The 23,262-nt window shown below is 43.5% G+C and carries 22 protein-coding genes; 5 read left to right on the top strand and 17 right to left on the bottom strand.

Annotated features, from left to right (window positions below; genetic code table 11):
- Positions 1-6: 6 nt before the first annotated feature.
- From Q4486_RS11105 to Q4486_RS11070, 8 genes are all read right to left on the bottom strand, one after another.
- Positions 7-1,044 (bottom strand): FAD:protein FMN transferase, encoded by a 1,038-nt coding sequence (locus Q4486_RS11105; protein ID WP_303519465.1) that lies wholly within the window; start codon positions 1,042-1,044, stop codon positions 7-9.
- Between the two features lie 7 nt (positions 1,045-1,051).
- Positions 1,052-2,278, bottom strand: a complete 1,227-nt coding sequence (gene nqrF, locus Q4486_RS11100) for an NADH:ubiquinone reductase (Na(+)-transporting) subunit F (RefSeq protein ID WP_303419062.1) — start codon at positions 2,276-2,278, stop codon at positions 1,052-1,054.
- Between the two features lie 33 nt (positions 2,279-2,311).
- Entirely contained in the window at positions 2,312-2,920 is a 609-nt protein-coding gene (nqrE, locus tag Q4486_RS11095; protein WP_303419064.1) for an NADH:ubiquinone reductase (Na(+)-transporting) subunit E, read from the bottom strand.
- Entirely contained in the window at positions 2,920-3,579 is a 660-nt protein-coding gene (locus tag Q4486_RS11090; protein ID WP_303419067.1) for an NADH:ubiquinone reductase (Na(+)-transporting) subunit D, read from the bottom strand. Before Q4486_RS11090 ends, nqrE begins: the two co-directional genes overlap by 1 nt.
- 3 nt (positions 3,580-3,582) lie before the next feature.
- Positions 3,583-4,365: a Na(+)-translocating NADH-quinone reductase subunit C gene (locus Q4486_RS11085; RefSeq protein WP_303419070.1), complete on the bottom strand. Its 783-nt coding sequence runs from the start codon at positions 4,363-4,365 to the stop codon at positions 3,583-3,585.
- Positions 4,355-5,563 carry an NADH:ubiquinone reductase (Na(+)-transporting) subunit B gene (locus Q4486_RS11080; protein WP_303419072.1) on the bottom strand — a complete coding sequence of 403 codons (1,209 nt, stop codon included), beginning with the start codon at positions 5,561-5,563 and terminating at the stop codon, positions 4,355-4,357. The genes Q4486_RS11085 and Q4486_RS11080 overlap by 11 nt, the downstream gene beginning before the upstream one ends.
- 2 nt (positions 5,564-5,565) lie before the next feature.
- Positions 5,566-6,900: a Na(+)-translocating NADH-quinone reductase subunit A gene (locus Q4486_RS11075; protein WP_303519463.1), complete on the bottom strand. Its 1,335-nt coding sequence runs from the start codon at positions 6,898-6,900 to the stop codon at positions 5,566-5,568.
- A 326-nt stretch (positions 6,901-7,226) separates the two neighbouring features.
- A complete protein-coding gene (locus Q4486_RS11070) occupies positions 7,227-8,660 on the bottom strand; it encodes a glyceraldehyde-3-phosphate dehydrogenase (RefSeq protein ID WP_303519461.1) in 1,434 nt (477 codons plus the stop codon).
- A gap of 272 nt (positions 8,661-8,932) precedes the next feature.
- Between Q4486_RS11070 and mfd the strand changes: the two genes are divergently transcribed.
- The 3 genes from mfd (at position 8,933) to Q4486_RS11055 (ending at position 13,712) form a co-directional block, all read left to right on the top strand.
- Positions 8,933-12,379: a transcription-repair coupling factor gene (mfd, locus tag Q4486_RS11065; RefSeq protein ID WP_303519459.1), complete on the top strand. Its 3,447-nt coding sequence runs from the start codon at positions 8,933-8,935 to the stop codon at positions 12,377-12,379.
- Positions 12,376-13,080, top strand: coding sequence for a CsiV family protein (locus tag Q4486_RS11060; RefSeq protein ID WP_303519457.1), 705 nt, complete (start codon positions 12,376-12,378; stop codon positions 13,078-13,080). Before mfd ends, Q4486_RS11060 begins: the two co-directional genes overlap by 4 nt.
- 74 nt (positions 13,081-13,154) lie before the next feature.
- Positions 13,155-13,712 carry a hypoxanthine-guanine phosphoribosyltransferase gene (locus Q4486_RS11055; protein WP_303419086.1) on the top strand — a complete coding sequence of 186 codons (558 nt, stop codon included), beginning with the start codon at positions 13,155-13,157 and terminating at the stop codon, positions 13,710-13,712.
- A 68-nt stretch (positions 13,713-13,780) separates the two neighbouring features.
- Here Q4486_RS11055 and Q4486_RS11050 read toward each other — a convergent pair whose 3' ends face one another.
- From Q4486_RS11050 to sohB, 5 genes are all read right to left on the bottom strand, one after another.
- Positions 13,781-14,917 (bottom strand): mechanosensitive ion channel family protein, encoded by a 1,137-nt coding sequence (locus tag Q4486_RS11050; protein WP_303419089.1) that lies wholly within the window; start codon positions 14,915-14,917, stop codon positions 13,781-13,783.
- Positions 14,914-15,921, bottom strand: coding sequence for a beta-N-acetylhexosaminidase (gene nagZ / locus Q4486_RS11045; RefSeq protein ID WP_303519455.1), 1,008 nt, complete (start codon positions 15,919-15,921; stop codon positions 14,914-14,916). The genes Q4486_RS11050 and nagZ overlap by 4 nt, the downstream gene beginning before the upstream one ends.
- An 18-nt stretch (positions 15,922-15,939) precedes the next feature.
- Positions 15,940-16,419, bottom strand: a complete 480-nt coding sequence (locus Q4486_RS11040) for a L,D-transpeptidase (protein WP_303419096.1) — start codon at positions 16,417-16,419, stop codon at positions 15,940-15,942.
- A gap of 4 nt (positions 16,420-16,423) precedes the next feature.
- Positions 16,424-17,083: a TetR/AcrR family transcriptional regulator gene (locus Q4486_RS11035; protein WP_303419099.1), complete on the bottom strand. Its 660-nt coding sequence runs from the start codon at positions 17,081-17,083 to the stop codon at positions 16,424-16,426.
- Positions 17,084-17,213: 130 nt separating this feature from the next.
- Positions 17,214-18,275, bottom strand: coding sequence for a protease SohB (sohB, locus tag Q4486_RS11030; protein ID WP_303419102.1), 1,062 nt, complete (start codon positions 18,273-18,275; stop codon positions 17,214-17,216).
- A 91-nt stretch (positions 18,276-18,366) separates the two neighbouring features.
- Between sohB and Q4486_RS11025 the strand changes: the two genes are divergently transcribed.
- On the top strand, positions 18,367-18,702 hold the full coding sequence (locus Q4486_RS11025) for an SCP2 sterol-binding domain-containing protein (protein ID WP_303419105.1): 336 nt from the start codon (positions 18,367-18,369) through the stop codon (positions 18,700-18,702).
- Here the strand turns inward: Q4486_RS11025 and nudC are convergent.
- A complete protein-coding gene (gene nudC, locus Q4486_RS11020) occupies positions 18,676-19,497 on the bottom strand; it encodes an NAD(+) diphosphatase (protein WP_303519453.1) in 822 nt (273 codons plus the stop codon). The two genes, Q4486_RS11025 and nudC, sit on opposite strands and share 27 nt — an antisense overlap.
- Before the next feature lie 230 nt (positions 19,498-19,727).
- Here nudC and nhaB point away from each other — a divergent pair, with 230 nt between their 5' ends.
- Entirely contained in the window at positions 19,728-21,233 is a 1,506-nt protein-coding gene (nhaB, locus tag Q4486_RS11015; RefSeq protein ID WP_303419110.1) for a sodium/proton antiporter NhaB, read from the top strand.
- Positions 21,234-21,321: 88 nt separating this feature from the next.
- On the opposite strand, the gene dnaQ is transcribed toward nhaB, so the two are convergent.
- The 3 genes from dnaQ to Q4486_RS11000 are packed head-to-tail and all read right to left on the bottom strand — an operon-like array spanning position 21,322 to position 23,241.
- Complete coding sequence (dnaQ, locus tag Q4486_RS11010; RefSeq protein ID WP_303419112.1) at positions 21,322-22,035, bottom strand: DNA polymerase III subunit epsilon; 714 nt, start codon at positions 22,033-22,035, stop codon at positions 21,322-21,324.
- Positions 22,032-22,472 (bottom strand): ribonuclease HI, encoded by a 441-nt coding sequence (rnhA, locus tag Q4486_RS11005; protein WP_303419115.1) that lies wholly within the window; start codon positions 22,470-22,472, stop codon positions 22,032-22,034. Before rnhA ends, dnaQ begins: the two co-directional genes overlap by 4 nt.
- A complete protein-coding gene (locus tag Q4486_RS11000; RefSeq protein WP_303419118.1) occupies positions 22,459-23,241 on the bottom strand; it encodes a class I SAM-dependent methyltransferase in 783 nt (260 codons plus the stop codon). Before Q4486_RS11000 ends, rnhA begins: the two co-directional genes overlap by 14 nt.
- Positions 23,242-23,262: the final 21 nt, after the last annotated feature.

Genomic DNA, 23,262 nt, shown 5'->3' with positions numbered 1-23,262 from the left:
TTAACCTCACTGCACCAGGAACTCATTAAATCCAGGTGTCATTTTTTCTTCAAAACCTGTATCGGTTTTGACAATCAAAAACACATTTAGTTTATGCGCTTGAGCAAACTGAAATGCTTTATCCGGCCCCATAACCATCATAGCCGTTGCCAACGCATCAGCTTCCGCACAAGTTGGCATTAACACAGTAACCGATACCAATTTATGGTTAATCGGCTTACCGGTAACAGGGTCGATAGTATGGGAAAACCTAACACCCTCCTCTTCAAAATAGTTTCGGTAGTCACCAGAGGTAGCAATGCCCACATTTTTAACCGCTATAATACGTTGAATAGTTCGCTCTGCTGCATTAGTCGGCGACTCGATAGCTATACGCCACTCATGACCATCAGGCTTTAAACCCCGCGCACGTAGCTCACCACCAATTTCCACTAAATAGCTTTCTATACCATGGGACTCAAGAAGCTCAGCAAGTACATCAACACCATAACCTTTAGCAATGGCTGATAGATCAACATAACTTTGACGTTGTTTTACGACCTGAGTCCCTTCGATTTTAACATAGTCATAGCCAACACGGTCGCGAACTCCATCAAGCTCAGACTGCAGGGGTGCCTTAACAACGCGACCATCAGGACCAAACCCCCAAAGATTTACTAATGGACCGACCGTATTATCAAATGCCCCTTCAGTCTCTACGCTAATTTTTTTAGACAATACTAATACATGAGCAAGCGGCTCAGATACAGACAAGGGTTCGCCGGGAGGCGTTCGATTTAAAATCGATAATTCAGAATCGGGAATATAGGTAGACATACTTTGATTGATATCAACGAGCGCATTATCAATCAAATTATTTAATTCAGTATCAGATTGAGAGGACACCCACTTAACGGTAAATGTAGTCCCCATCGTCATGCCTTGATGGCTAACGATTTTCGGTTGCTCTGACTCGCAACCAGACAAGAGTAGACAAACAAAAATAGAAGTGGCCAGCAGCAAAGCTGCAGGCCACTTTTTAGCTTGTCGAGTTATGACAAACATAGACGTATTAGCCACCAAAATCATCAAGGAAGATGTTTTCGCGCTCTACACCCAGATCTTCAAGCATCTGAATAACGGCAGAGTTCATCATAGGTGGTCCACACATATAGTATTCACAATCTTCAGGCGCTTCATGATCCTTAAGATAGTTTTCATACAATACATTATGGATAAAGCCTGTCATACCATCCCAGTTATCTTCTGGCTGAGGGTCCGACAATGCTAAGTGCCATTTAAAGTTTTCATTCTCTTCTTGAAGCTTATCGTACTCTTCGTTATAGAATGATTCACGCATAGAACGTGCACCATACCAGAAAGAGATCTTACGCTTAGAATGAAGGCGTTTAAGCTGGTCAAAAATATGTGACCGCATCGGTGCCATACCTGCACCACCACCGATAAAGACCATCTCATTATCTGTATCTTTGGCAAAGAACTCACCAAATGGTCCATAAACCGTAATCTTATCCCCTTCTTTAAGGTTAAAGACGTAGGATGACATGATACCTGGTGGGTGATCAGTTCCTGGTGGTGGAGAAGCGATACGGATATTGAATTTAACAACACCACGCTCCTCTGGGTAGTTCGCCATAGAATATGCACGGATGGTAGGTTCAGTTACTGTAGAAACAAACTTCCACATATTAAACTGATCCCAATCACCGCGATATTCTTCTTGAATGTCAAAATCCTTGTAGTTAACTACGTGAGGAGGACATTCAAGCTGAACATAACCACCGGCACGGAAATCAACATTTTCGCCTTCAGGTAGGCGAAGCGTTAACTCCTTGATGAATGTCGCTACGTTAGGATTGGATTCAACAGTACATTCCCACTTCTGAACGCCGAAGATCTCTTCTTCAAGTTCAAGCTCCATGTCCTGTTTAACCGCCACCTGACAAGATAAGCGCCAGCCTTCTTTGCCTTCACGCATAGTGAAGTGGGATTCCTCAGTAGGCAGCATAGAACCACCCCCCTCTAGAACCTGACACTTACACTGCGCACAAGTACCGCCGCCACCACAAGCAGAAGGAATAAAGATCCCTTTATCTGCAAGCGTCTGCAGCAACTTGCCACCGGCAGGTACTGTAATAGATTTAGCCGGGTCGTGATTGATATGAATCGTAACGTCACCGGAACTTACTAATTTAGAACGAGCTGCCAAAATTACTGCGACAAGTGCAAGCACTACCGCAGTAAACATGACAACACCTAGAACGATTTCAGCATTCATTGGCTAATCCTTCCTTTGTTGACCATGTAGGCATTAAAGCTGCACACCAGAAAAAGACATGAAACCTAGAGACATCAAACCAACAGTAATGAAGGTAATGCCTAGACCACGTAATCCTTCTGGTACGTCGCTGTATTTAAGTTTCTCACGGATACCCGCTAGTGCAGTGATAGCTAACGCCCAACCTACACCTGCACCGGCACCATAAACCACTGATTCACTAAATGTATAATCACGTTCTACCATAAATAACGCAGCACCCATGATCGCACAGTTAACTGTGATCAACGGTAGGAATACACCCAATGCGTTATATAAAGCAGGTACGAACTTATCTAGGAACATCTCAAGGATCTGAACGATCGCGGCAATTACGCCAATATAAGAGATATAGCCCAAGAAGCTAAGATCAACATCTGGATAACCTGCCCAAGCTAATGCGCCTTCACGCAATAGTAGGTTATAAATCAGGTTATTAACCGGTGTGGTGATAGCTAACACAACGATTACAGCGATACCTAAACCTAGAGCTGTTTGTACTTTCTTAGAAATAGCCAAGAAAGTACACATACCTAGGAAGAACGCCAACGCCATGTTTTCAACGAAAATCGCCTTAACGGCAAGGCTGATATATTGTTCCATTATACAGCCTCCTTCTTAGAGTTCTTAGCAAGAACAAATTCTGGTGCTTCAACTTGTTTTTTATCAAAGCTACGTACAATCCAGATGAATATACCAATGATAAAGAATGCACTTGGCGGAAGTAACATTAAGCCATTCGCTAAATACCAACCACCATCATTCACAAGAGGCAGCACTTCTATACCAAATAGTTTACCCGCACCAAAAAGCTCGCGTAGAAAACCTACGAAAATCAGCACTACACCATAACCTAGACCGTTACCAATACCGTCCAAGAAAGAGATTCCCGGAGGATTCTTCATCGCGAACGCTTCAGCACGACCCATTACGATACAGTTAGTGATAATCAAACCGACAAAGACCGATAACTGCTTAGAAACATCATAAGCATAAGCTTTCAGAATCTGGTCAACTACGATTACCAATGAAGCAATGATGGTCATCTGACAGATGATTCGAACACTGCTTGGTATCTGATTACGAATCAAAGATACAAACATGTTAGAGAAAGCAGTAACTACGGTTACCGCCAACGTCATAACCAACGCTGTATTTAGGTTTGAAGTTACAGCTAGCGCAGAACAAACACCTAAGATCTGAAGACCGATAGGATTATTTTTGAACAGCGGAGTAACTAGAACGTCTTTAGTTGCAGACATGATTTATGCTCCCCCTGCTTTTAAGTTAGCTAGGAATGGCGCATAACCATTCGAACCCATCCAAAAATGAACTAGATTGGTTACACCATTACTTGTCAGAGTGGCACCCGATAGGCCGTCGATCTGGTGCTTAGCCTTAGCTGATGCAGAGTCAACTGACCCTTTAATCAAGCCAAGCGCAGGCTCCATAGAACCTTCAGGGTAAACTTTCTTACCAGGCCACAACGCTTTCCAGTTAGGGTTATCAACCTCACCACCTAAACCAGGCGTTTCTGCATGAGAATAGAAACCTAAACCAACAACCGTGTTTAAATCGCCTTCAAGTGCAATAAAGCCGTAAAGCGTAGACCAAAGACCGTAACCATGAATAGGTAAGATAACCTTCTCTATCTGGCCATTATCTTCAACCAAATAAACCGGCATTACCTTAGCTTGATACTTGATTGAAGCAAGATCTTTTGCTTTATCAAGCTGAATACCAAGCTCAGGATCTTTAGCGGCTTTTTTAGCATCGTAACGTGCAGGATCAGCCACTTCAGTATATTTGCCTGTTGCAAGATCAACATATTTCTTAGTGATCGTGCTTTCAAACAGCTCAGGAATACTCTTACCCTGATAATCAACACCGGCCGCAGCCAAAATATTGGTCTGGCGATCTAGATTTTTGTTAGCAATTTGTTGCGGTTTAAGTAGTACCGCCGCAGCAGATACAATAACCGAGCAAACTACACACAAAAGAACGGTAACGGTAATCGTTTTACCGATAGAGTCGTTATTAGCTGACATCGCGCGCCATCCTCCGTTTAATGTTCGCCTGAACAACAAAGTTATCGATTAATGGCGCAAACAAGTTGGCAAACAGAATGGCAAGCATCATCCCTTCAGGGAATGCTGGGTTAACCACACGGATTAACACAACCATCAGACCAATCAACGCCCCAAAATACCATTTGCCTTTGTTCGTCATAGAAGCTGACACAGGATCAGTTGCCATAAAGAACATACCAAAAGCAAAACCACCTAAGACCAGATGCCAATAGAAAGGCAATGCGAACATAGGATTAGTATCAGAACCAATAACATTGAATAGCGTAGCAGTAGCCGTCATCCCTAAGAAAACACCAGCGACGATACGCCATGCAGCAATCCTAGCAATGAGCAAGACTAAACCACCGGCAGCAATGGCAAGCGTAGAAACCTCACCTACAGAACCTTGAACTTGACCAACAAAAGCATCAAACCAAGTAATATTCTGAGCTAAGATAGCATCAACACCACCCGCCGCAGCCAGACTTAGTGGCGTAGCACCGGAGAACCCATCAACTGCAGTCCAAATTGCATCACCTGACATCTGAGCTGGATAAGCAAAGAAAAGGAATGCACGACCCGTCAATGCAGGGTTCAAGAAGTTTTTACCTGTACCACCAAAAACTTCCTTACCGATCACAACACCAAAGCTTATGCCTAGTGCAACTTCCCAAAGCGGGATAGTCGGAGGAAGAATAAGTGAAAACAGGATAGAAGTTACGAAGAAACCTTCATTGACTTCATGTCCACGTTTCATCGCGAACAAAACTTCCCAGAAACCACCCACAACGAAAGTAACAATATAGATAGGCAACCAATAGGCGGCACCATGAATAATATTGTCGAAGATACTTTCAGGATTGAAGCTAGTTAATGCACCAGCAATCGCACCCTGCCAAGATGAAGCTTCAGTAAGCCCCATCTGAGCCATAGCAGTATTTGCTTGTAGGCCGACGTTGTACATACCAAAGAAAACAGCGGGGAATGTACACATCCACACCAAAATCATCATACGCTTCAGATCGACTGCGTCACGTACATGAGCTGCTGTTTTAGTTACATGGCCTGGTGTATAAAAAATAGTATCTGCTGCTTCATAAAGAGCATACCAATTTTCATACTTACCGCCTTTATGGAAATGCGGCTCCATTTTATCAAGAATATTTCTTAAGCTCATGATTAGGCCTCTCTCTCGATACGCGTCAAGTTATCGCGAAGAATAGGGCCGTACTCGTACTTGCCGGGACAAGCAAACGTGCACAGTGCGAGGTCTTCTTCATCTAGTTCTAGACAACCAAGCTCCATCGCATGAACAATATCACCCGTAACAAGCGCACGCAGAAGTTGAGTAGGCAAGATATCCAGTGGCATCAGCTTTTCAAACTGCCCAACAGGTACCATTGCACGCTCAGAGCCATTTGTCGTCGTTGTAAAATCAAATTTCTTAGAACGATTCAAGCAAGAAGCAAATAGATTCAACACAGAGAACTTATTCGTACCAGGAACGACCCAGCCCATAAATTCACGTTGATTGCCTTCTTCAAGAATAGTCACTTGATTCGCATAACGACTTAAAAATGCAGTAGGCCCGTCAGTGGTACGACCGCTCCAGACAGAACCACTAATCACTCGATTATTTGTGCCGACTTGAGCGCCTTCAAGTAAAGTATCTAATGAAGCACCAAGACGTGTACGCAACAAACTAGGTGAAGCTGCACGAGGGCCAGCAACAGAAACAACACGGTCAGTAAATAGTTTACCTTCAGTAAACAACTTGCCCACAGCGATCACATCCTGATAGCCAATAGTCCAAACCGTTTTCTTTTGAGACACAGGATCTAGAAAATGAATATGAGTCCCTGCATTCCCAGCTGGATGACACCCTTCAAACTCTTCGACAGTAACACCGTCGGCTGTAGGGATATCGGCACCAGATGCTTTACACAAGTAGACTGTAGCAGCAAGGCTAGTCAGTACTTCAAGACCTTGTGAAAATGCCTCTTTCTGCTCTGCAATAACAACTGAAGGATCAGCAGCAAGAGGATTGGTATCCATTGCTGTTACAAAGATAGAATTTGGCGTTGAGCCCGGTTGTGGTACACGGCTAAATGGTCGCGTGCGAAACGCTGTCCATAAACCAGAAGCGATTAGGTTTTCTTCAACCTGCTCTCGCGTCAAACCAGTCAATTCGCTAGCACTGTATTTATTAAATTCAACCGCATCATCACCATCCAACTCAATCTCTACAGATTGAAGAACACGACGATCGCCACGATTGATTGCCTTAACTACACCCGCACCTGGCGCTGTGAAGTTAACACCTTCTGTTTTCTTATCGGAAAAGATCACTTGACCGAGTTTTACTCGATCACCTACCTTGACAGCCATGGTAGGTTTCATACCTACATAATCAAAGCCAACAATAGCAACGGAGTTCACTGCTGGGCCATCTTTAATAGATTGCTCAGGAGCGCCCGTGATCGGTAGATCCAGACCTTGCTTGATCTTGATCATACGCCTCACCCAATTACGTTAAACTCTTCAGGATTCAATTTTCGTTTCTTTAATTCTTAGCGTCCTGTCCCCGAGCGCAAAGAATAACTTTATATAGTTATTACGAAAATTAAATTACCCCACCCAAAAATCCGACTAAGTATACCTGAGCAATGCCCTATTTTTCTACAAACACCCGCCTATATCATGACGTTACACAAACTAAAGTAGGTAGCCAACCATAGAATGGTTATCTATATAGATATATCTTTTTAGAATATAGAGCAATAAATATACAAAAAGCCACCCGTAGGTGGCTTTTTAGTCAATAGTAATAAACTAAATGCTTACTTCTGCTTTGGAAAAGCTGGAAGCGTACACTGAGCCATTTTCTGCATTAAGCGAATAACCTGACAGCTATAGCCAAATTCATTGTCGTACCAAACATAAAGTACGCAACGCTTACCGCCAGCAATGGTTGCAAGCGCATCAACAACACCCGCAGCACGAGAACCGACAAAGTCAGTTGAAACCGCTTCTGGAGAATTGCTGTAATCGATCTGCTTCTGCATTGGGCCATGAACCGCAGCTTCACGAAGATACGCGTTAAGCGACTCTTTATCTGCTTCAGCTTCAAGGTTCAAGTTAAGAATAGCCATGGATACGTTAGGCGTAGGCACACGAATAGCATTACCTGTTAGCTTACCTTCCATCTCTGGAAGTGCTTTAGATACCGCTTTTGCTGCACCCGTCTCAGTAATAACCATATTAAGACCCGCAGCACGGCCGCGACGATCACCTTTATGGTAATTATCGATCAAGTTCTGATCGTTTGTATAAGCATGCACGGTCTCAACATGACCATTCTCAATGCCATATTTATCGCAGATAGACTTAAGAATCGGTGTAATTGCGTTTGTAGTACAAGACGCTGCCGATAGGATCTCATCTTCAGGTGAGATATCCCCATCATTAACACCCATTACAATATTTTTAACGCCTTTACCTGGTGCAGTCAGTACAACGCGAGACGCGCCTTTAGATTGCAAATGAAGAGATAGACCCTCTTTATCGCGCCATTTACCCGTGTTATCAATAACCATCGCATTATTGATACCGTAAGCTGTGTAATCAACTTCCTCTGGAGAGTTAGCGAAAATAACCTGAATTACATTGCCGTTGGCTGTAATTGTATTATTCTCTTCATCTACAGTGATAGTGCCACGGAAGGAACCATGTACCGAATCACGACGCAATAAGCTTGCGCGCTTTTCAAGATCATTAGCCGCTGAACCTTTACGCACAACCATCGCTCTTAAACGTAGCGCTTGACCACCGCCCGTACGTTCAATTAATAGACGCGCCAATAAACGACCAATACGACCAAAACCATAAAGCACTACATCTGTAGATTCACGCTCATCAGAGTCGATAGCTTCAGCTAGCTCAGATTCAACAAAAGCCTCTAGCGCTTGACCATTAGCCTCATCACGAAACTTAACAGCCAATTTGCCCAAATCAACGTGCGCATTGCGAACGTTAAGACGGCTTACTGCTTCAAGAACAGGCAGTGTTTCAGATACAGTCAGCTCTTGCTCTTCAACCTGACGCACATAACGATGTGCTTTCAGAATATCAACAACAGAACGTTTAATAATCAAACGACCGAACACTGAACATTCGATATTCCGATCACGGTACAAACCACCTACCAGTGGTACCATCGCTTCAGCTATCGCTTCGCGTTCTTTCCAATCAGTAAATACTTGATCTTGGCTCACAATGAGACTCCAAAAAGCTGTGTCAACTCGTTGGCAACCACTAATAAGACCATATATAAAGCCTTACTAGCAGACCCGCTAAAAATTTGGTGCGCATTATCCTCTTTTAAGGCCCATTGAGCAAATTCATCTAGATATACTTTCGAACCATACAAGCAACACCACAGATTAGTATATAAAAAGCGTTCATTGCCCCCTAAACTCTATCAATTCTGTTTCTAGCCGCTAAACTACCCTGCCTGAATAAACTTCATGCGAACAGGAGCATCGCAGTGTTGCAGCTGAAATACCCCTTACCATCAGGTCCCGGCGACCGAAAACATATCGGCCAAGTTCTTGGGGCCGCCGCTGGTTATCTTATCACCGATGCGGCAGAGCGCTATGAAGGGGTCACGCTTGTTATCACCAATGACACCAACCAAGCTAATCGCCTATACAATGAAGTTTGTTTTTTCAAAAAGAACAAACAGGAAATTCTCTCATTCCCAGATTGGGAGACACTGCCTTATGACACATTTTCACCACATCAAGATATAATTTCAGAACGAATATCTACACTCAATCGCCTCCCAAGCCTCAAGCAAGGCATTTTGATCATCCCCCTCAGCACACTAATGCACCGTACTGCTCCAGCTGAGTTTGTAGCAGGCAACTACTTTGATCTAAAAGTGGGCGACACTATTAATGTCGAAGACCTCCGCAAACAACTATCGGACGCAGGCTACCATGCTGTAGATGCGGTATTGGAACACGGGGAGTTTACCATTCGCGGTTCAATCATCGACCTATTCCCTACCGGCAGCGAACTCCCTTTTCGAATAGAATTATTTGATGATGAGATTGAGACTCTACGTACATTTAATACAGAAACGCAGATTTCCATTGAACAAATAGACTCAATCAATCTACTGCCTGCCAAAGAGTTCCCATTTGATAAACGCGCCATCAGCGGATTTAAGTCTCGCTGGCGTGAGCAGTTTGATGTTGATTACAAACAGTGCCCTATCTACACAAATATTAATGATGGGCTTGCATCACCAGGTATTGAATATTACTTGCCTCTCTTCTTTGAAGAGTGCAGCTCCATATTCTCCTCATTACCCGAAAACACTCAAATACTGGTTAATGATGGATTAGAGGCAGCAGCCAAGCTATTTGCAGATGAAGTTAATGAACGTTACGAACAACGTAGACACGACATCACCAATCCAGTTCTCCCGCCACAGTCCCTCTTCCTCTCAACAGATGAGCTATTTGCTGAACTAAAAAGCTACGGCCGCCTCACATTACATACTGACCTTATCGAAGATAAAGCAGGCAGAACGAACCTCGACTGTATACAGCCACCGGAACTCCCCGTTCAGTCACAGCAGAAAGAACCTCTAGCTGCACTGCAGTCATTTTTAATACAACGGGATGGCGCGGTTCTATTTTGTGCTGAATCAGCAGGTCGAAGAGAAGCTCTACTTGAACTGCTTTCTCGTATAAATATCAAACCAACGCAAACTAAAGACTGGTCATCATTTGTTGATTCAGCCGTAGATTTAGCCATAACAGAGTTTCCTTTAGAGCAAGGATTATCAGTTCCTGGAGAGTTTCATTTAATTACCGAAACTCAGCTCTTTGGCCGACAAGTATTTCAACGCAGACGGCGCTCCCGAGAGCAGGAACAAAACGATCAGGTTATAAAAAACCTATCGGAGCTAAACACTGGCTCACCCGTTGTTCACTTAGACCATGGCGTAGGACGCTATTTAGGCTTACAGATTATAGAACTTGAGGGACAAGCTAATGAGTTTCTCACCCTTGAGTATGCAGAAGAAGCAAAACTCTATGTACCCGTTTCATCTCTGCACTTAATTAGCCGCTACACCGGTGCGGGAGACGACAATGCACCCTTACATCGCTTAGGCACAGAACAATGGAGTAAAGCTAAACGCAAAGCCGCTGAGAAAGCCCATGACGCAGCAGCAGAACTCCTCGATATTTATGCACGACGTGCGGCACGAAAAGGCTTTAAGTTTCATGACCCTGATGAGCAGTATCTACAATTTGCAGCGTCTTTCCCTTTTGAAGAGACGCCTGACCAAGCCGCCGCTATCGGCAATGTGATACGCGACATGACAGCCCCACAGCCTATGGATCGCCTAATTTGCGGGGATGTAGGTTTTGGTAAAACAGAAGTTGCCATGCGTGCCGCCTTCGTGGCAGTACAAAGCGGAAAGCAGGTTGTAATTTTAGTCCCAACCACCCTACTCGCTTCGCAGCACTTCCAAAACTTTCAGGATAGATTCGCCGACTGGCCGATTAACATTGAACTTATCTCCCGCTTCCGCTCAGGAAAACAACAAGACAGTGCAATAGAAAAACTCGAAGCAGGCAGTGTCGATATAGTGATAGGCACCCACAAATTGCTTAACGGGGGCATTAACTTTAAAGACCTTGGTTTAGTCATTATTGATGAAGAACATCGCTTTGGCGTTCAACAAAAAGAACGCCTCAAGTCTCTTCGAGCTGAGGTTGATATTTTAACGCTGACAGCTACGCCGATTCCACGAACCCTCAACATGGCCATGTCAGGTATACGTGATCTATCAATTATTGCTACACCACCCGCTAAACGATTATCTGTTAAAACCTTTGTGCGTTATAGCGACCCAACGGTGATCAAGGAAGCCATTCTCCGAGAACTACTTCGTGGCGGGCAGATTTACTACCTACATAACGAAGTTAAAAGCATAGAAAAAACAGCAGAAGAGCTTCGCGAACTAGTTCCCGAAGCACGTGTAGGTGTAGGCCACGGACAGATGCGCGAACGCGAACTGGAACAGGTCATGTCCGACTTTTACCATAAGCGTTTTAATATTTTACTGTGCACCACCATTATTGAAACGGGTATTGATGTACCTAACGCTAACACCATCATTATTGACCGAGCAGATAAGTTTGGCCTCGCACAGCTACATCAGCTCAGAGGACGTGTAGGCCGCTCGCACCATCAAGCTTATGCTTACTTACTGACGCCGCATAAAAAGTCGATGACTAAAGATGCCGTCAAGCGTTTAGAAGCGATCGAAACAACCAACGATCTTGGCGCTGGCTTTACACTGGCCACCCACGATTTAGAAATTCGTGGCGCCGGTGAGCTTTTAGGTGAAGAACAGAGCGGGCAGATGCAAACTGTAGGCTTCTCTCTCTTTATGGAGATGCTCGAACAAGCTGTTGAATCGATCAGAGAAGGTAAAACGCCTAATATGGATCAACCATTAAGGCACGGCGCAGAAGTCAATTTACACTTATCAGCGCTTATTCCTGATGATTACCTTCCTGATGTTCACAGCCGCTTAATCATGTACAAGCGCATTGCCAACGCGAGCTCATCAAAAGAACTTAAAGAACTACAAATAGAGATGATCGATCGCTTTGGTCTATTACCTGAGCAAGTAAAGAATCTATTTAAAGTAACAGAACTGAAATTACGTGCAGAAGCCATGAACATTGTTAAAATCGATGCAGGTACAACAAATGGGCGCATCGAATTTGCGACCGATGCTAAAGTTGATCCTTTGACACTAGTAAAAATGGTTCAAAAGCACCCACAAAAGTATAAACTTGAAGGCGCAGACAAATTACGTTTTAGCCTAAATATGGAGAAGAGCGACGTTCGCTTCTGCGCTATCGAAAGCCTTTTAAGCGACTTGGCAGTTAAAACATCATGAAAAAATTGTATAGCGCCCTAATTTTTAGTGCTTTAAGCCTCACAGCCAATGCAGCTGACTGGTATAAAGTTGAAGTGGTTGTTTTTGCAAATCAGGACAGCGCGCCTATCGCCGATGAGTATTGGCCTGATATAGAAGAGATCCCCGCGCCCAGCAATGCGATCAACTTAAAGTCATCCAATGCCGAAGGAAGTGCTTATAAGCGCCTACCCGGAAGCTCCTTGACCCTTCACGATGAAAAAAACCGGCTGCGAAACTCTGGGCCCTACAAAGTCCTCTTTCATGCAGGATGGATGCAACCTGTTTACCGCACCCAAACACCGCGCCCAATTCATATCACCGGCGGCGAGATATTAGATAATGGCATGCATGAACTAGATGGATATATCGCCGTAGGCAGAGGCACTTATCTACACTTTCGCCCTGACCTCTACCTAAGCCGCAGATTAAGTGCTGATGAAGCAAAGCTACTTAAAGACGATCCTACAGCAACCAACAACGCCGTGGACGAAAACGCAGCATCAATACTTACAATGCAAGCATCCAGTAGCGCCAGCAGTTCATTGGCCAACGAATTGTTTACCATTCCAAATATCTTAACGGCAAACCTGAATCAAGCACGGCGCATGAAATCAAAAGAGTTACACTATATAGATCACCCATTAATGGGGATCTTAGTTGAAATTCGGCCCGTAAATTAACAACTTAACCTATCATCAACTAAGCCCAGAATAACTGGGCTTTTTTATATACGATCAAAGAGTAGAAAACCCTCATGTCTAAAATAGATGACGAAGAGATTAAGCGCGTTTATATCCAAGCAGACTTACTCTACGGAGAAGCTGAAGTCGAACACGCTATCAACAAATTAGCCGCGCTAATCACTGAAGATATGATGGACAAGACCCCTGTGGTATTTCCCGTATTAAATGGCGGTTTAGTCATTGGAGGTAAGCTGCTCACTAAATTGAACTTCCCTCTTGAGGCTGGCTATTTGCATGCAACTCGTTATCGCAATACAACATCAGGCCATCAGCTCGAATGGATAGTTAAACCTCAGATTGATTTTAAGGGGCGCGCGGTGCTTATTATCGATGACATCTTAGATGAGGGACATACCCTAGCTGAGGTTGTTAGTTATTGTCGATCGGAAGGCGCTAGCGAGGTAAAGGTTGCGGTACTTGTACATAAAAACCATGACCGTAAGCCTAACCCTGAATTAAAAGCTGACTTTGTCGGCCTAGAAATTGAAGACCGCTATATTTTTGGCTACGGCATGGACTACAAAGGCTATTGGCGAAATGCCCCTGGGATCTTTGCCGTAAAGGAATAAAAAATAAAACGTTATATACTCAAAACTCACATAAGGCCCGAAGACTCGAGCCTTATGTGCAACAAATATTAACGTGGCTCCGAAAACTCTCCAGTCATAACCGGCTCATCCATAGCGAAAGGCGGCTGACTTGCTAAATGAACAGTTGTTGTTGGGAAGGCAATCGAAGCCCCTCTCTGCTCAATAATATCCATAACCTTAACCATTACATCCTGCTTAATTTCATGGAAGTGAATCCAATTGGTTGTTTTGGTAAAGGTATAGATAAAGAAGTCTAAAGATGAAGGCCCAAAACGATCAAAATTGACAATCAATGTTTGCCTTGTATCGATCTCAGGATGCTCCAACAACATAGCTTTAACGGCCGATACAATATCCGTTAGTTGGGCGGCATCATCATAACGTACACCCACGTATTCATAGATACGGCGATTAGTCATACGGGATGGGTTTTCCACCGATATATTGGCAAAGGTCGCATTAGGTACGTAGAGCGGTCTTTTATCAAAAGTACGAATACGGGTCTGGCGCCAACCTATATCTTCTACTGTACCCTCTATCTGCTTATCTGGTGAACGGATCCAATCACCCACTTTAAACGGACGATCTAGATAGATCATCAAACCACCAAAGAAATTCGCTAAAATATCCTTAGCCGCAAAACCAACGGCAATACCACCAATACCACCAAAGGCGAGAATCCCTGAGATACTGTAACCGTAGTTCTGCATCACAATCATGATGATAATGACTAACAGGATCAAACGAACTAAACGGCCCAGTGCGCCTACCGTTGTCGGGTCCATAGGCTTAACCATGCGATCAGGCATCACCAAGACTTCTTCGATTCCATTAAGGAAACGGAAAAACGACCACGCAATAATAACAATCAGCACGGAACGAGGCAGAGGGCTATCATCATCTAATACTTGGATTGATAGATGGGCCTGGAAAATCTGTACAAGCCAATAACCTGCACTCAGCCAAATAAGAAACAACAGTGGACGACTAAAGGCATTAAGGATCACATCATCCCATAGCATCTGCGTCTTTTCTGCTTGCCCCATAAGCTGGCCAAGCAAAACACGCGTCACAATATCGGCGACAACAGCGGCTACGCAGATAGCGACCGACAAAATCATCCACGCGGATGCGTCATACGAAGGTAAATATTCAGTCAATAACTGATTCAGTAGTTCTATCATTTTCCGTTATCCATCAATTTTTTTGCTAACAAGCGCGCAGATACTAATCTTTCATCGTCTAGAGCCCAATCCGAGCCTTTCAGCTCAAGAAGCTCAGGTAATGCTTTATAACCTGAAGCGTCCAAATAGGACAATATCTCTATTGTACCCGCTCTATCATTACAACAAAGTATCGCCTGGCAGCCTGCCTGCAGCGCTTTTTCCGCTCGTTGTCCATAGCCACCTACACTATGGGCTGCTTTCATACTAAGGTCATCACTAAAAATAATGCCCTTAAAGCCTAGCCGCTCTCGTAATATTTTTTGCATCCAAAAAGTAGAGTAGCCCGCCGGTGCTGAATCACACTCAGGATAGAGTACATGAGCAAACATCATTGCCTGCACACCCTTCTTAATTGCTCGCCGAAATGGCAGCATATCTGTATCCCAGAGCTGGGCAAAAGAGCGATCATCAATTGCGTCAGCATGGTGTGTATCGGCATTAGCCCAGCCATGACCTGGAAAGTGTTTTCCGGTGGCTGCCATACCCGCATCTGCCATACCGGATATGTACGCTTCAGATAACTGAGTAACCGCCTTAGAGTCTGTAGCAAAGGCACGATTCCCAATAACCGAATTACGCCCATAATCCACATCTAGCACGGGAGCAAAGCTAAGATCTACATCCAATAAGCGCATTTCTGCCGCCATTAAATAACCTAACTGAGATGCTGCCTGCAACCCCTGAGCATAGTCCAAACAGAATAACGCATGAACACTTTTTACCGGAGGTAGCAGAGTAACGCCCTCTTTTAAGCGCTGAACCCGCCCACCCTCTTGATCAATACTAATAATTAACTCTGGACGTATCTCACGAATCTGTTTGATTAACGTCTTAACTTGGTCGGCGGATTTTGTGTTTCGCCCAAAAAGAATAACACCCCCAATAAGCGGATGTTTTAATAGAACAGATTCAGCCTGAGTTAGCTCAGTGCCATCTAGATCGAGAAACAGAGAAGCATGCATATAGATAAGCCTAATTACTTATTCTTGAATAAAAACCGGAGCGCCATAAGAAACCCTTTCAAACAGCTCAAGCATGTCAGAATTGCGCATACGTATACAACCATGGGAGCGAGCAATACCCATAGGCTCTGAATCGGGAGTGCCATGAATATAAATATACCGCTGCATACTATCCTTATCCCCTAAGCGATTAAAGCCATGCTCACACCCTGATAACCATAAAATACGGGTCAGTATCCAATCCCGTTGAGGAAACTTCGCTGCCAAGTCAGAGGAGTAAATCTCCCCCGTAAAACGACGGCCAACAAATACAGCATTGACAGGTAAACCCGAGCCAATTTTTGCTCGAATATAATGCTTACCCCGAGGGGTACATCCACTATTTTTGAGTTCACCGACCCCATTCAATGCGGTAGAAATCGAATAAATCGCAAGAGTCTGCTCCCCATCAACTAATGATAGTTGCTGGTTAGCAATAGAGATAACGAGCTGCAGCATAGGATTAAACGCGACAGAAATAGGTTTTATCCGCTCGAGCCTGCAAACCTGCAGAGAGTACAGGAATCATACGGTGTAGGATCTTCTCAACCTCAGCACCACTATCAAACTCACGTTTTTCTATGCCGTGAAGCGTTTGGAAGTTAGAGAGAGTGAAAGTGATAGAGCCTAAGCAGAAATGAAGTCGCCAGAAAAACTCATCATCTTCCATAGGCGCAGCATCGGCACGAAGTAACTGAATAAAAGGCTGTAAGGTATCTTGATAGCGACTAATCAGAAAATCACGTAGCTCTTCTTGGTTTTGCATATAGGAGAGTTCAAGCAAACGCATAAATACGGCCAGGGCATTCACATTGTCATGATTAACGACTAAGAGTGTTCGCATCAGAATTTCGAGTAACTCATCCAAAGTCACCTGACCGGCATCAGTGGATAGATTACGATGCTCTAACATTGAGGTCAATTCAGTACACAGCGGGGTCAAAAACTTCTCTGCCACCGCTTGAATCAACCCCTTTTTAGAACCAAAATGGTAGTTGATCGCCGCTAAATTGACATCAGCCTTGCTGGTAATTTGGCGCACGGTTGTCTCAGCAAATCCCTGCTCCGCAAATAGAATTTCTGCTGCCTTAATAATACTCGCAGATGTTCCTTTATGATTCATCCAAGCTCCAAACTGGCGTTTAAAACAGATAGTGACAAATTATAAGGAAAAAATCCATTCACTTATTCAGCTACGACTGACAAAAAACATCAGCCATAGCTAAAATTGTAATCAAGCACTAGCAGTCAGACTAACGACTCCAGATTTTTGACTGCGTCAAACGTCCCCACCATCTCAGCAGCACTTTATCACTTGAGGAAACGGCTAATTCAGAGATTTTTTCCTGTAACGATTTTTTCTGCTCATAACGAACAATATAGATATCTGCCTTATCAGCAGCATCCATCATATATTGATCCGAAGTCATCAATTCATCAACTAAGTGAACATCCAGCGCCTGCTTACCAAACCAAATTTCGCCGGTGGCAACTTTGTCTATATCAACTTCAGTGCGGTACTCATGAACAAAGTTTTTGAACAGCTCATGAGTTTCTTCTAGCTCTTCAACAAATTTTTCACGACCTTTATCTGTATTTTCACCAAACACAGTCAAAGTGCGCTTGTACTCTCCCGCCGTTAATACTTCATAGTCGATATCGTTCTTTTTCAGCAAACGATGGAAGTTAGGTAGTTGAGCAATAACACCAATAGATCCAACAATAGCGAAAGGCGCGGCGAGCAATTTATCAGCTAAACATGCCATCATATAACCACCACTGGCAGCAACGCGATCCACACAGATTGTTAACGGAATCTCTTTACGTTTAATTCGCTCAATTTGTGATGAAGCTAAACCATACTCATGCACCATACCACCAGGGCTTTCAAGGCGAATTAGTACTTCATCTTGCTTCTCTGCCATCAATAAGACAGCTGAAATTTCTTGGCGTAAAGGCTCAACTTCGCTGGCTTTAACATCACCATCAAAATCAAGTACAAAAATACGTTTGCGACGCGGCTGATCATCTGCAGGCGGTGCTTTTTTCTGGGCTTTTTTATCCGCCTTCGCTTTTTTCTTCTCCTCTTTGAGCATAGCTTTTAGCTCACACTCATCAAGAATTGATCCTTCCAACGCTTCTTTCATCTCAGCAAGTTCATCATTAAAATGAATCACCTCGATGTCACCCTGTTTAGCATCTTTACGTGAACGTGTTGACACTATAGCAATACCAGCCACAACAGCGAGTACGGCAAAGACAATAGTTACTGATTTTGCAAGGAAAAGACTGTAATCACTCAGAAACTCAATCACCGAGAAAACTCCGAAATAAACTAGTAAGTTTGAAGAGCGCTAATGTATCATATTTCTATCCGTTACCCACCCAGTTTGAGACTTCTCTTTCATGAGCCAGAACATCTCCGTTGCAAACGTTATTGAAAAGCTACCAAGTCGCTTTATTAAGGAAAATGCACAAGATTTTTCCGCGACCTTTCAATTTACTCTTGATGACGATCAAGATTTCCACATAACCATATCGGATGAGAGATGCAGCATAAACTTAGGGGAGCATCCTGATCCAAACGTCACCCTTATTATGGACTCCGAAACAATGGTTGAAGTTATTACGGGCCAAAAAGATGGTATGAGCGCATTTATGTCAGGTAAGTTAAGAGCAGAGGGTAACGTCTTACTTGCCACAAAACTGAGTAAATTATTCAGCCGTGAAAAACAAAGTTGAATCCTCAGGCAAGCTCTCACCTATCTCAATTAAGAAACGATCAATAAGTCTACGCGCTATTGTGAATTTGGGAGGAAGTACGGGTAAGTTGCTCGCGGAGAACCAGCCTGCATCGAGTATTTCCTCTCCATCCGGTGTGATTTCACCGCTGTCATATTCAGCCATATAACCCAACATAAAAGAGTGCGGGAACGGCCAAGATTGACTAAAACAATATGTAAGATTTTTTACACGAATACCCACCTCCTCTTTCACCTCCCGCACCACTGCATTCTCAGCACTTTCTCCAGCCTCAATAAAGCCAGCTAAAGCACTATAACGCCCTGGTGCAAACTTACTCGCATGCGCTAATAAGCATTGATCCCCTTTTCGAACCAAAACAATAATACAAGGCGAGATTCTGGGGTATTGACGATGCAAACAAGAACCGCATACTTTAGCTAGTTCATCTTGATGCGCTTCCAAAGGAGTAGCACAGCGAGGGCAGTATTTAAACGATTCATGCCAAGTAACAATCTGCGCTGCAGACGAAAGCAAAGTGTAAGTACTCTCATCCTCAACAGCAGCAAGCATAGTTCTTAAACCACATAAAGCGTCACGATCGACACTGGTAGGTAGATCATCCTCTGCAACTATAGCAACGCGATAATCAGCATTTTCAATCAATCCTAAAGGGTAACTCGCAATAATAGGAGTATTCACTAAATCGGACTCACTAAATGTCGTCACCCCCGACGCAGTACCGATTAAATGTTCATTAGTCGCTAATAAATATACACAATGAGAATCAGACAATGAGCGCCTCCCCTAAAATTAACTGGCCAATAAAATACGCATATGGAATCAAAACCAAGCCTTTATTATGCCCTAAAAAATCAAAAACATGCGCTGAGACAGTACATTAGTCTTCTGCTTTAAGGGCTCAACTGTTAATCTTAGCCACATTATAAAAAACAAACGCAGTGATAATTTCAACTATTATAACTATTAAATACTGGCTGTTCTGGCATAGGGAAGAACAATCAATGACAAATACGCTACCACAAGCATTAGTTAAAAACTTTCTGGGTAACTCCCCCGTCTGGTACAAACAAGCAATTATAGGGTTTCTCATACTAAACCCTATTGTCCTGTTCACTATGGGGCCTGTGATAACAGGTTGGTTGCTTATATTTGAATTCATCTTCACTTTAGCGCTTGCTCTAAAGTGTTATCCACTTCAGCCCGGTGGCTTACTAGCCATTGAAGCTATAGTTATTGGTCTTGCTAGCCCAGAATCCGTATCTCATGAGGTAGAAGCTAATCTAGAAGTCATACTTCTATTGATGTTTATGGTGGCGGGCATCTATTTTATGAAGAGTATGCTCCTTTGGGTCTTCACCAAAATATTACTTAAAGTTCGATCTAAAATTGCGATCTCTCTTTTATTCTCCTTTTCCGCAGCCTTACTATCAGCCTTCCTTGATGCACTTACAGTAACAGCTGTACTTATTAGCGTCGGTGTTGGTTTTTACGCGGTTTACCATAAGGTTGCATCAGGTAAAACCTATCATCATCCTGATCATGATCATGCCGATGACCACGCGGTTCAACAAAACCATGAACAAGATCTTGAGCAATTCCGAGAGTTTCTTCGTAGTTTGCTTATGCATGGTGCAGTGGGTACAGCACTGGGTGGTGTCTGTACGCTTGTTGGTGAGCCTCAAAACTTACTTATCGCCGAAAAAGCAGGTTGGGACTTTATCCAGTTCTTTGTTTTAATGGCGCCCATTACAATGCCTGTACTTGTAGCAGGGCTGATCACTTGTGCTTTGCTCGAAAAATTCAAAGTATTAGGTTATGGCACATTGCTACCTGAAAATGTCCGTAACGTCTTGCTGGATTATGCTGGCGAAGAAGATGCTAAACGCACAATGCGCGATAAAGCCACACTCCTAATCCAAGCAGTTGTTGCCCTATTTCTCGTTGTGGCACTAGCTTTACATTTAGCCGCAGTAGGTATTATCGGTCTTACAGTTATTATCTTACTTACAGCCTTCAACGGTATTATAGAAGAGCACCAAATTGGTAAAGCCTTTGAGGAAGCCCTTCCCTTTACCGCGCTACTGGTCGTTTTCTTCTCGATTGTATCGGTCATTCATGATCAGCATTTGTTCCAACCGATCATTCAAACCGTGTTAGATATGGACCCAGACTCTCAACCCGGTGTTTTCTTTATTGCTAACGGCGTTTTATCAGCCATTAGTGATAACGTATTTGTTGCGACGGTTTATATAAATGAAGTTGTTGATGCCTATAACGCAGGCAATATTAGCCGTGAACATTTTGATGTTTTAGCGATCGCAATCAATACAGGTACTAACATACCAAGCGTTGCAACACCGAATGGGCAAGCAGCATTCCTATTCTTACTTACCTCTGCCATTGCCCCGCTTATCCGCCTATCCTACGGACGCATGGTACTGATGGCACTGCCTTATACTATAGTGATGAGTATCACCGCCTACACTGCGCTGATGATTTCACACTAAAATGTAAGCCCAACTAAAAAGTTAGCGACAAATAAAAAAGCTCCGTATCTACGGAGCTTTTTTATTTACTTAGAATATCTACTGATCGTTAACTTTCCGCCACTTCGTCACTATGTAACCACTGACACTCCCCGCCTGTTTTCTTCTCTAACATTTGCAGAAAATCAGTATGAAGTTTCAATTCTTGTTCCGATAGATGAATCACAGGCAGATCATCCGCCCCTGAGATTCGGGTTATTCCTCCCTCTTCTCCACCATCAAGCTCAGACCCTAGAGATAAATTGGTTTGCCCACCGGTTAACGCTAGATAAACATCTGCGAGAATCTCTGAGTCGAGTAAAGCGCCATGAAGTTCACGGTGAGCATTATTGATACCGTAACGGTTACATAATGCATCCAGATTGTTTTTTTGCCCCGGATGTCTTTTCCTAGCTAATAATAAAGAATCAGTTACGGGACAAAAGTGCTCAACCCTTTCAGGGAAATTATTACGCTCAAATTCAGTGTCGATAAACCCAATATCAAACGCGGCATTATGGATAATAAGTTCGGCCCCTCGAATAAACTCTACAAATTCATCCATAACCTCATGAAACTTGGGCTTATCGGCCAAAAACTCATTGGTAATACCATGAACTTGCATAGCCCCAGCATCAATCGCATGATCAGGCTTTATATATTGATGATAAGTCCGCCCAGTCAATCGGCGGTTAAACATCTCAACACAGCCAATCTCAATAATATTATGGCCTTCCGATGGTTCTAAGCCTGTAGTTTCCGTATCAAGAACAACCTGTCTCATACTTTGTTCAGCGCCTCCACACCTTTGTTTGCCAATTGATCAGCCAGTTCATTCTCTGGGTGGCCACTGTGTCCTTTAACCCAACGCCAGTCAATTTTATGTGACTGCGTGGCAAGATCTAAACGCTTCCAAAGATCAGCATTTTTTACTGGTTTATTTTGCGAATTTTTCCAACCTTTTCGTTTCCAACCAGCTAACCACTCAGTAATACCTTGCCTAACGTATTGTGAGTCGGTTGTAAGAATAACCTCACAAGGGCGGTTTAAGGTTTCAAGTGCCATAATGGCAGCCATCAACTCCATACGATTATTAGTCGTATCTGGCTCACCACCAAACAACTGTTTCTCAGCATCCGCATAGCGCATAACGGCGCCCCAGCCTCCAGGGCCTGGATTACCTTTACAGGCACCATCAGTATATATCTCAACGATGTTCACGAGTTTCCCTTAATGTTCCCCTAGTAGATGGTTCTACCACAGGAATTGAAATCAAACGACGAAGTCCCCAACCAGAACGTAAAGGCGTCATACCTGCTATATCTTTTCGGGCCAATAAAACCGAAAAAGCACCATGATGACCTGGGAAACAATTCGCCAGCCCATCAAAGAACCTAAAACGCTTACGCCATTTTAACATTTCAAATGGCAGCTGATGATAACCCGAAAGGTGTTGTAGTTCAGTCAATTCTAACAGTTGTAGCCAATCAGATAACCTTCCGTGACTGATAAAGTGACCGCACCATGGCGCGGTGTGCTTACTACACCCAAACAGGTGTTTAATCCCCCAATAACTATTCGGATTAAACCCTATAATAACAACGTGCCCACCAGGCCTTAATACCCTAGATGCCTCACGTAATACCTGATGGGGAGAATCAGTAAAATCCAACGCATGATGTAGAATAACGACATCAACACTTTCATGGGCAAGTGGGATTTCATCATTTTTTGCTACTATATTATTGTCAGACAAACCTAATTCAGTTGCCGGAACCACAGAAAAGCAATGGGAAACGGGGCTTTCTTCAAATAGCTTAACCCGCGAATCCACAGAGAATTGCGCCAAATGCATGCCAAACAAGGTTGAAGTGATGCGGTCCACTACAGCCCTCTCTGCATTTAAAAATTCGGCGCCAAGCTCAGAATCGAACCATTCTTTCAATTGAGGCACTAATAGATCAATAGATGGTTGTTTTCGAAAGCTCATGAGTTTTCCCAAATAAATACT

This window comes from Neptuniibacter sp. 2_MG-2023 (assembly GCF_030547495.1).
GTDB lineage: Bacteria > Pseudomonadota > Gammaproteobacteria > Pseudomonadales > Balneatricaceae > Neptuniibacter.
This window is presented reverse-complemented; position numbering and strand designations above follow the sequence as displayed.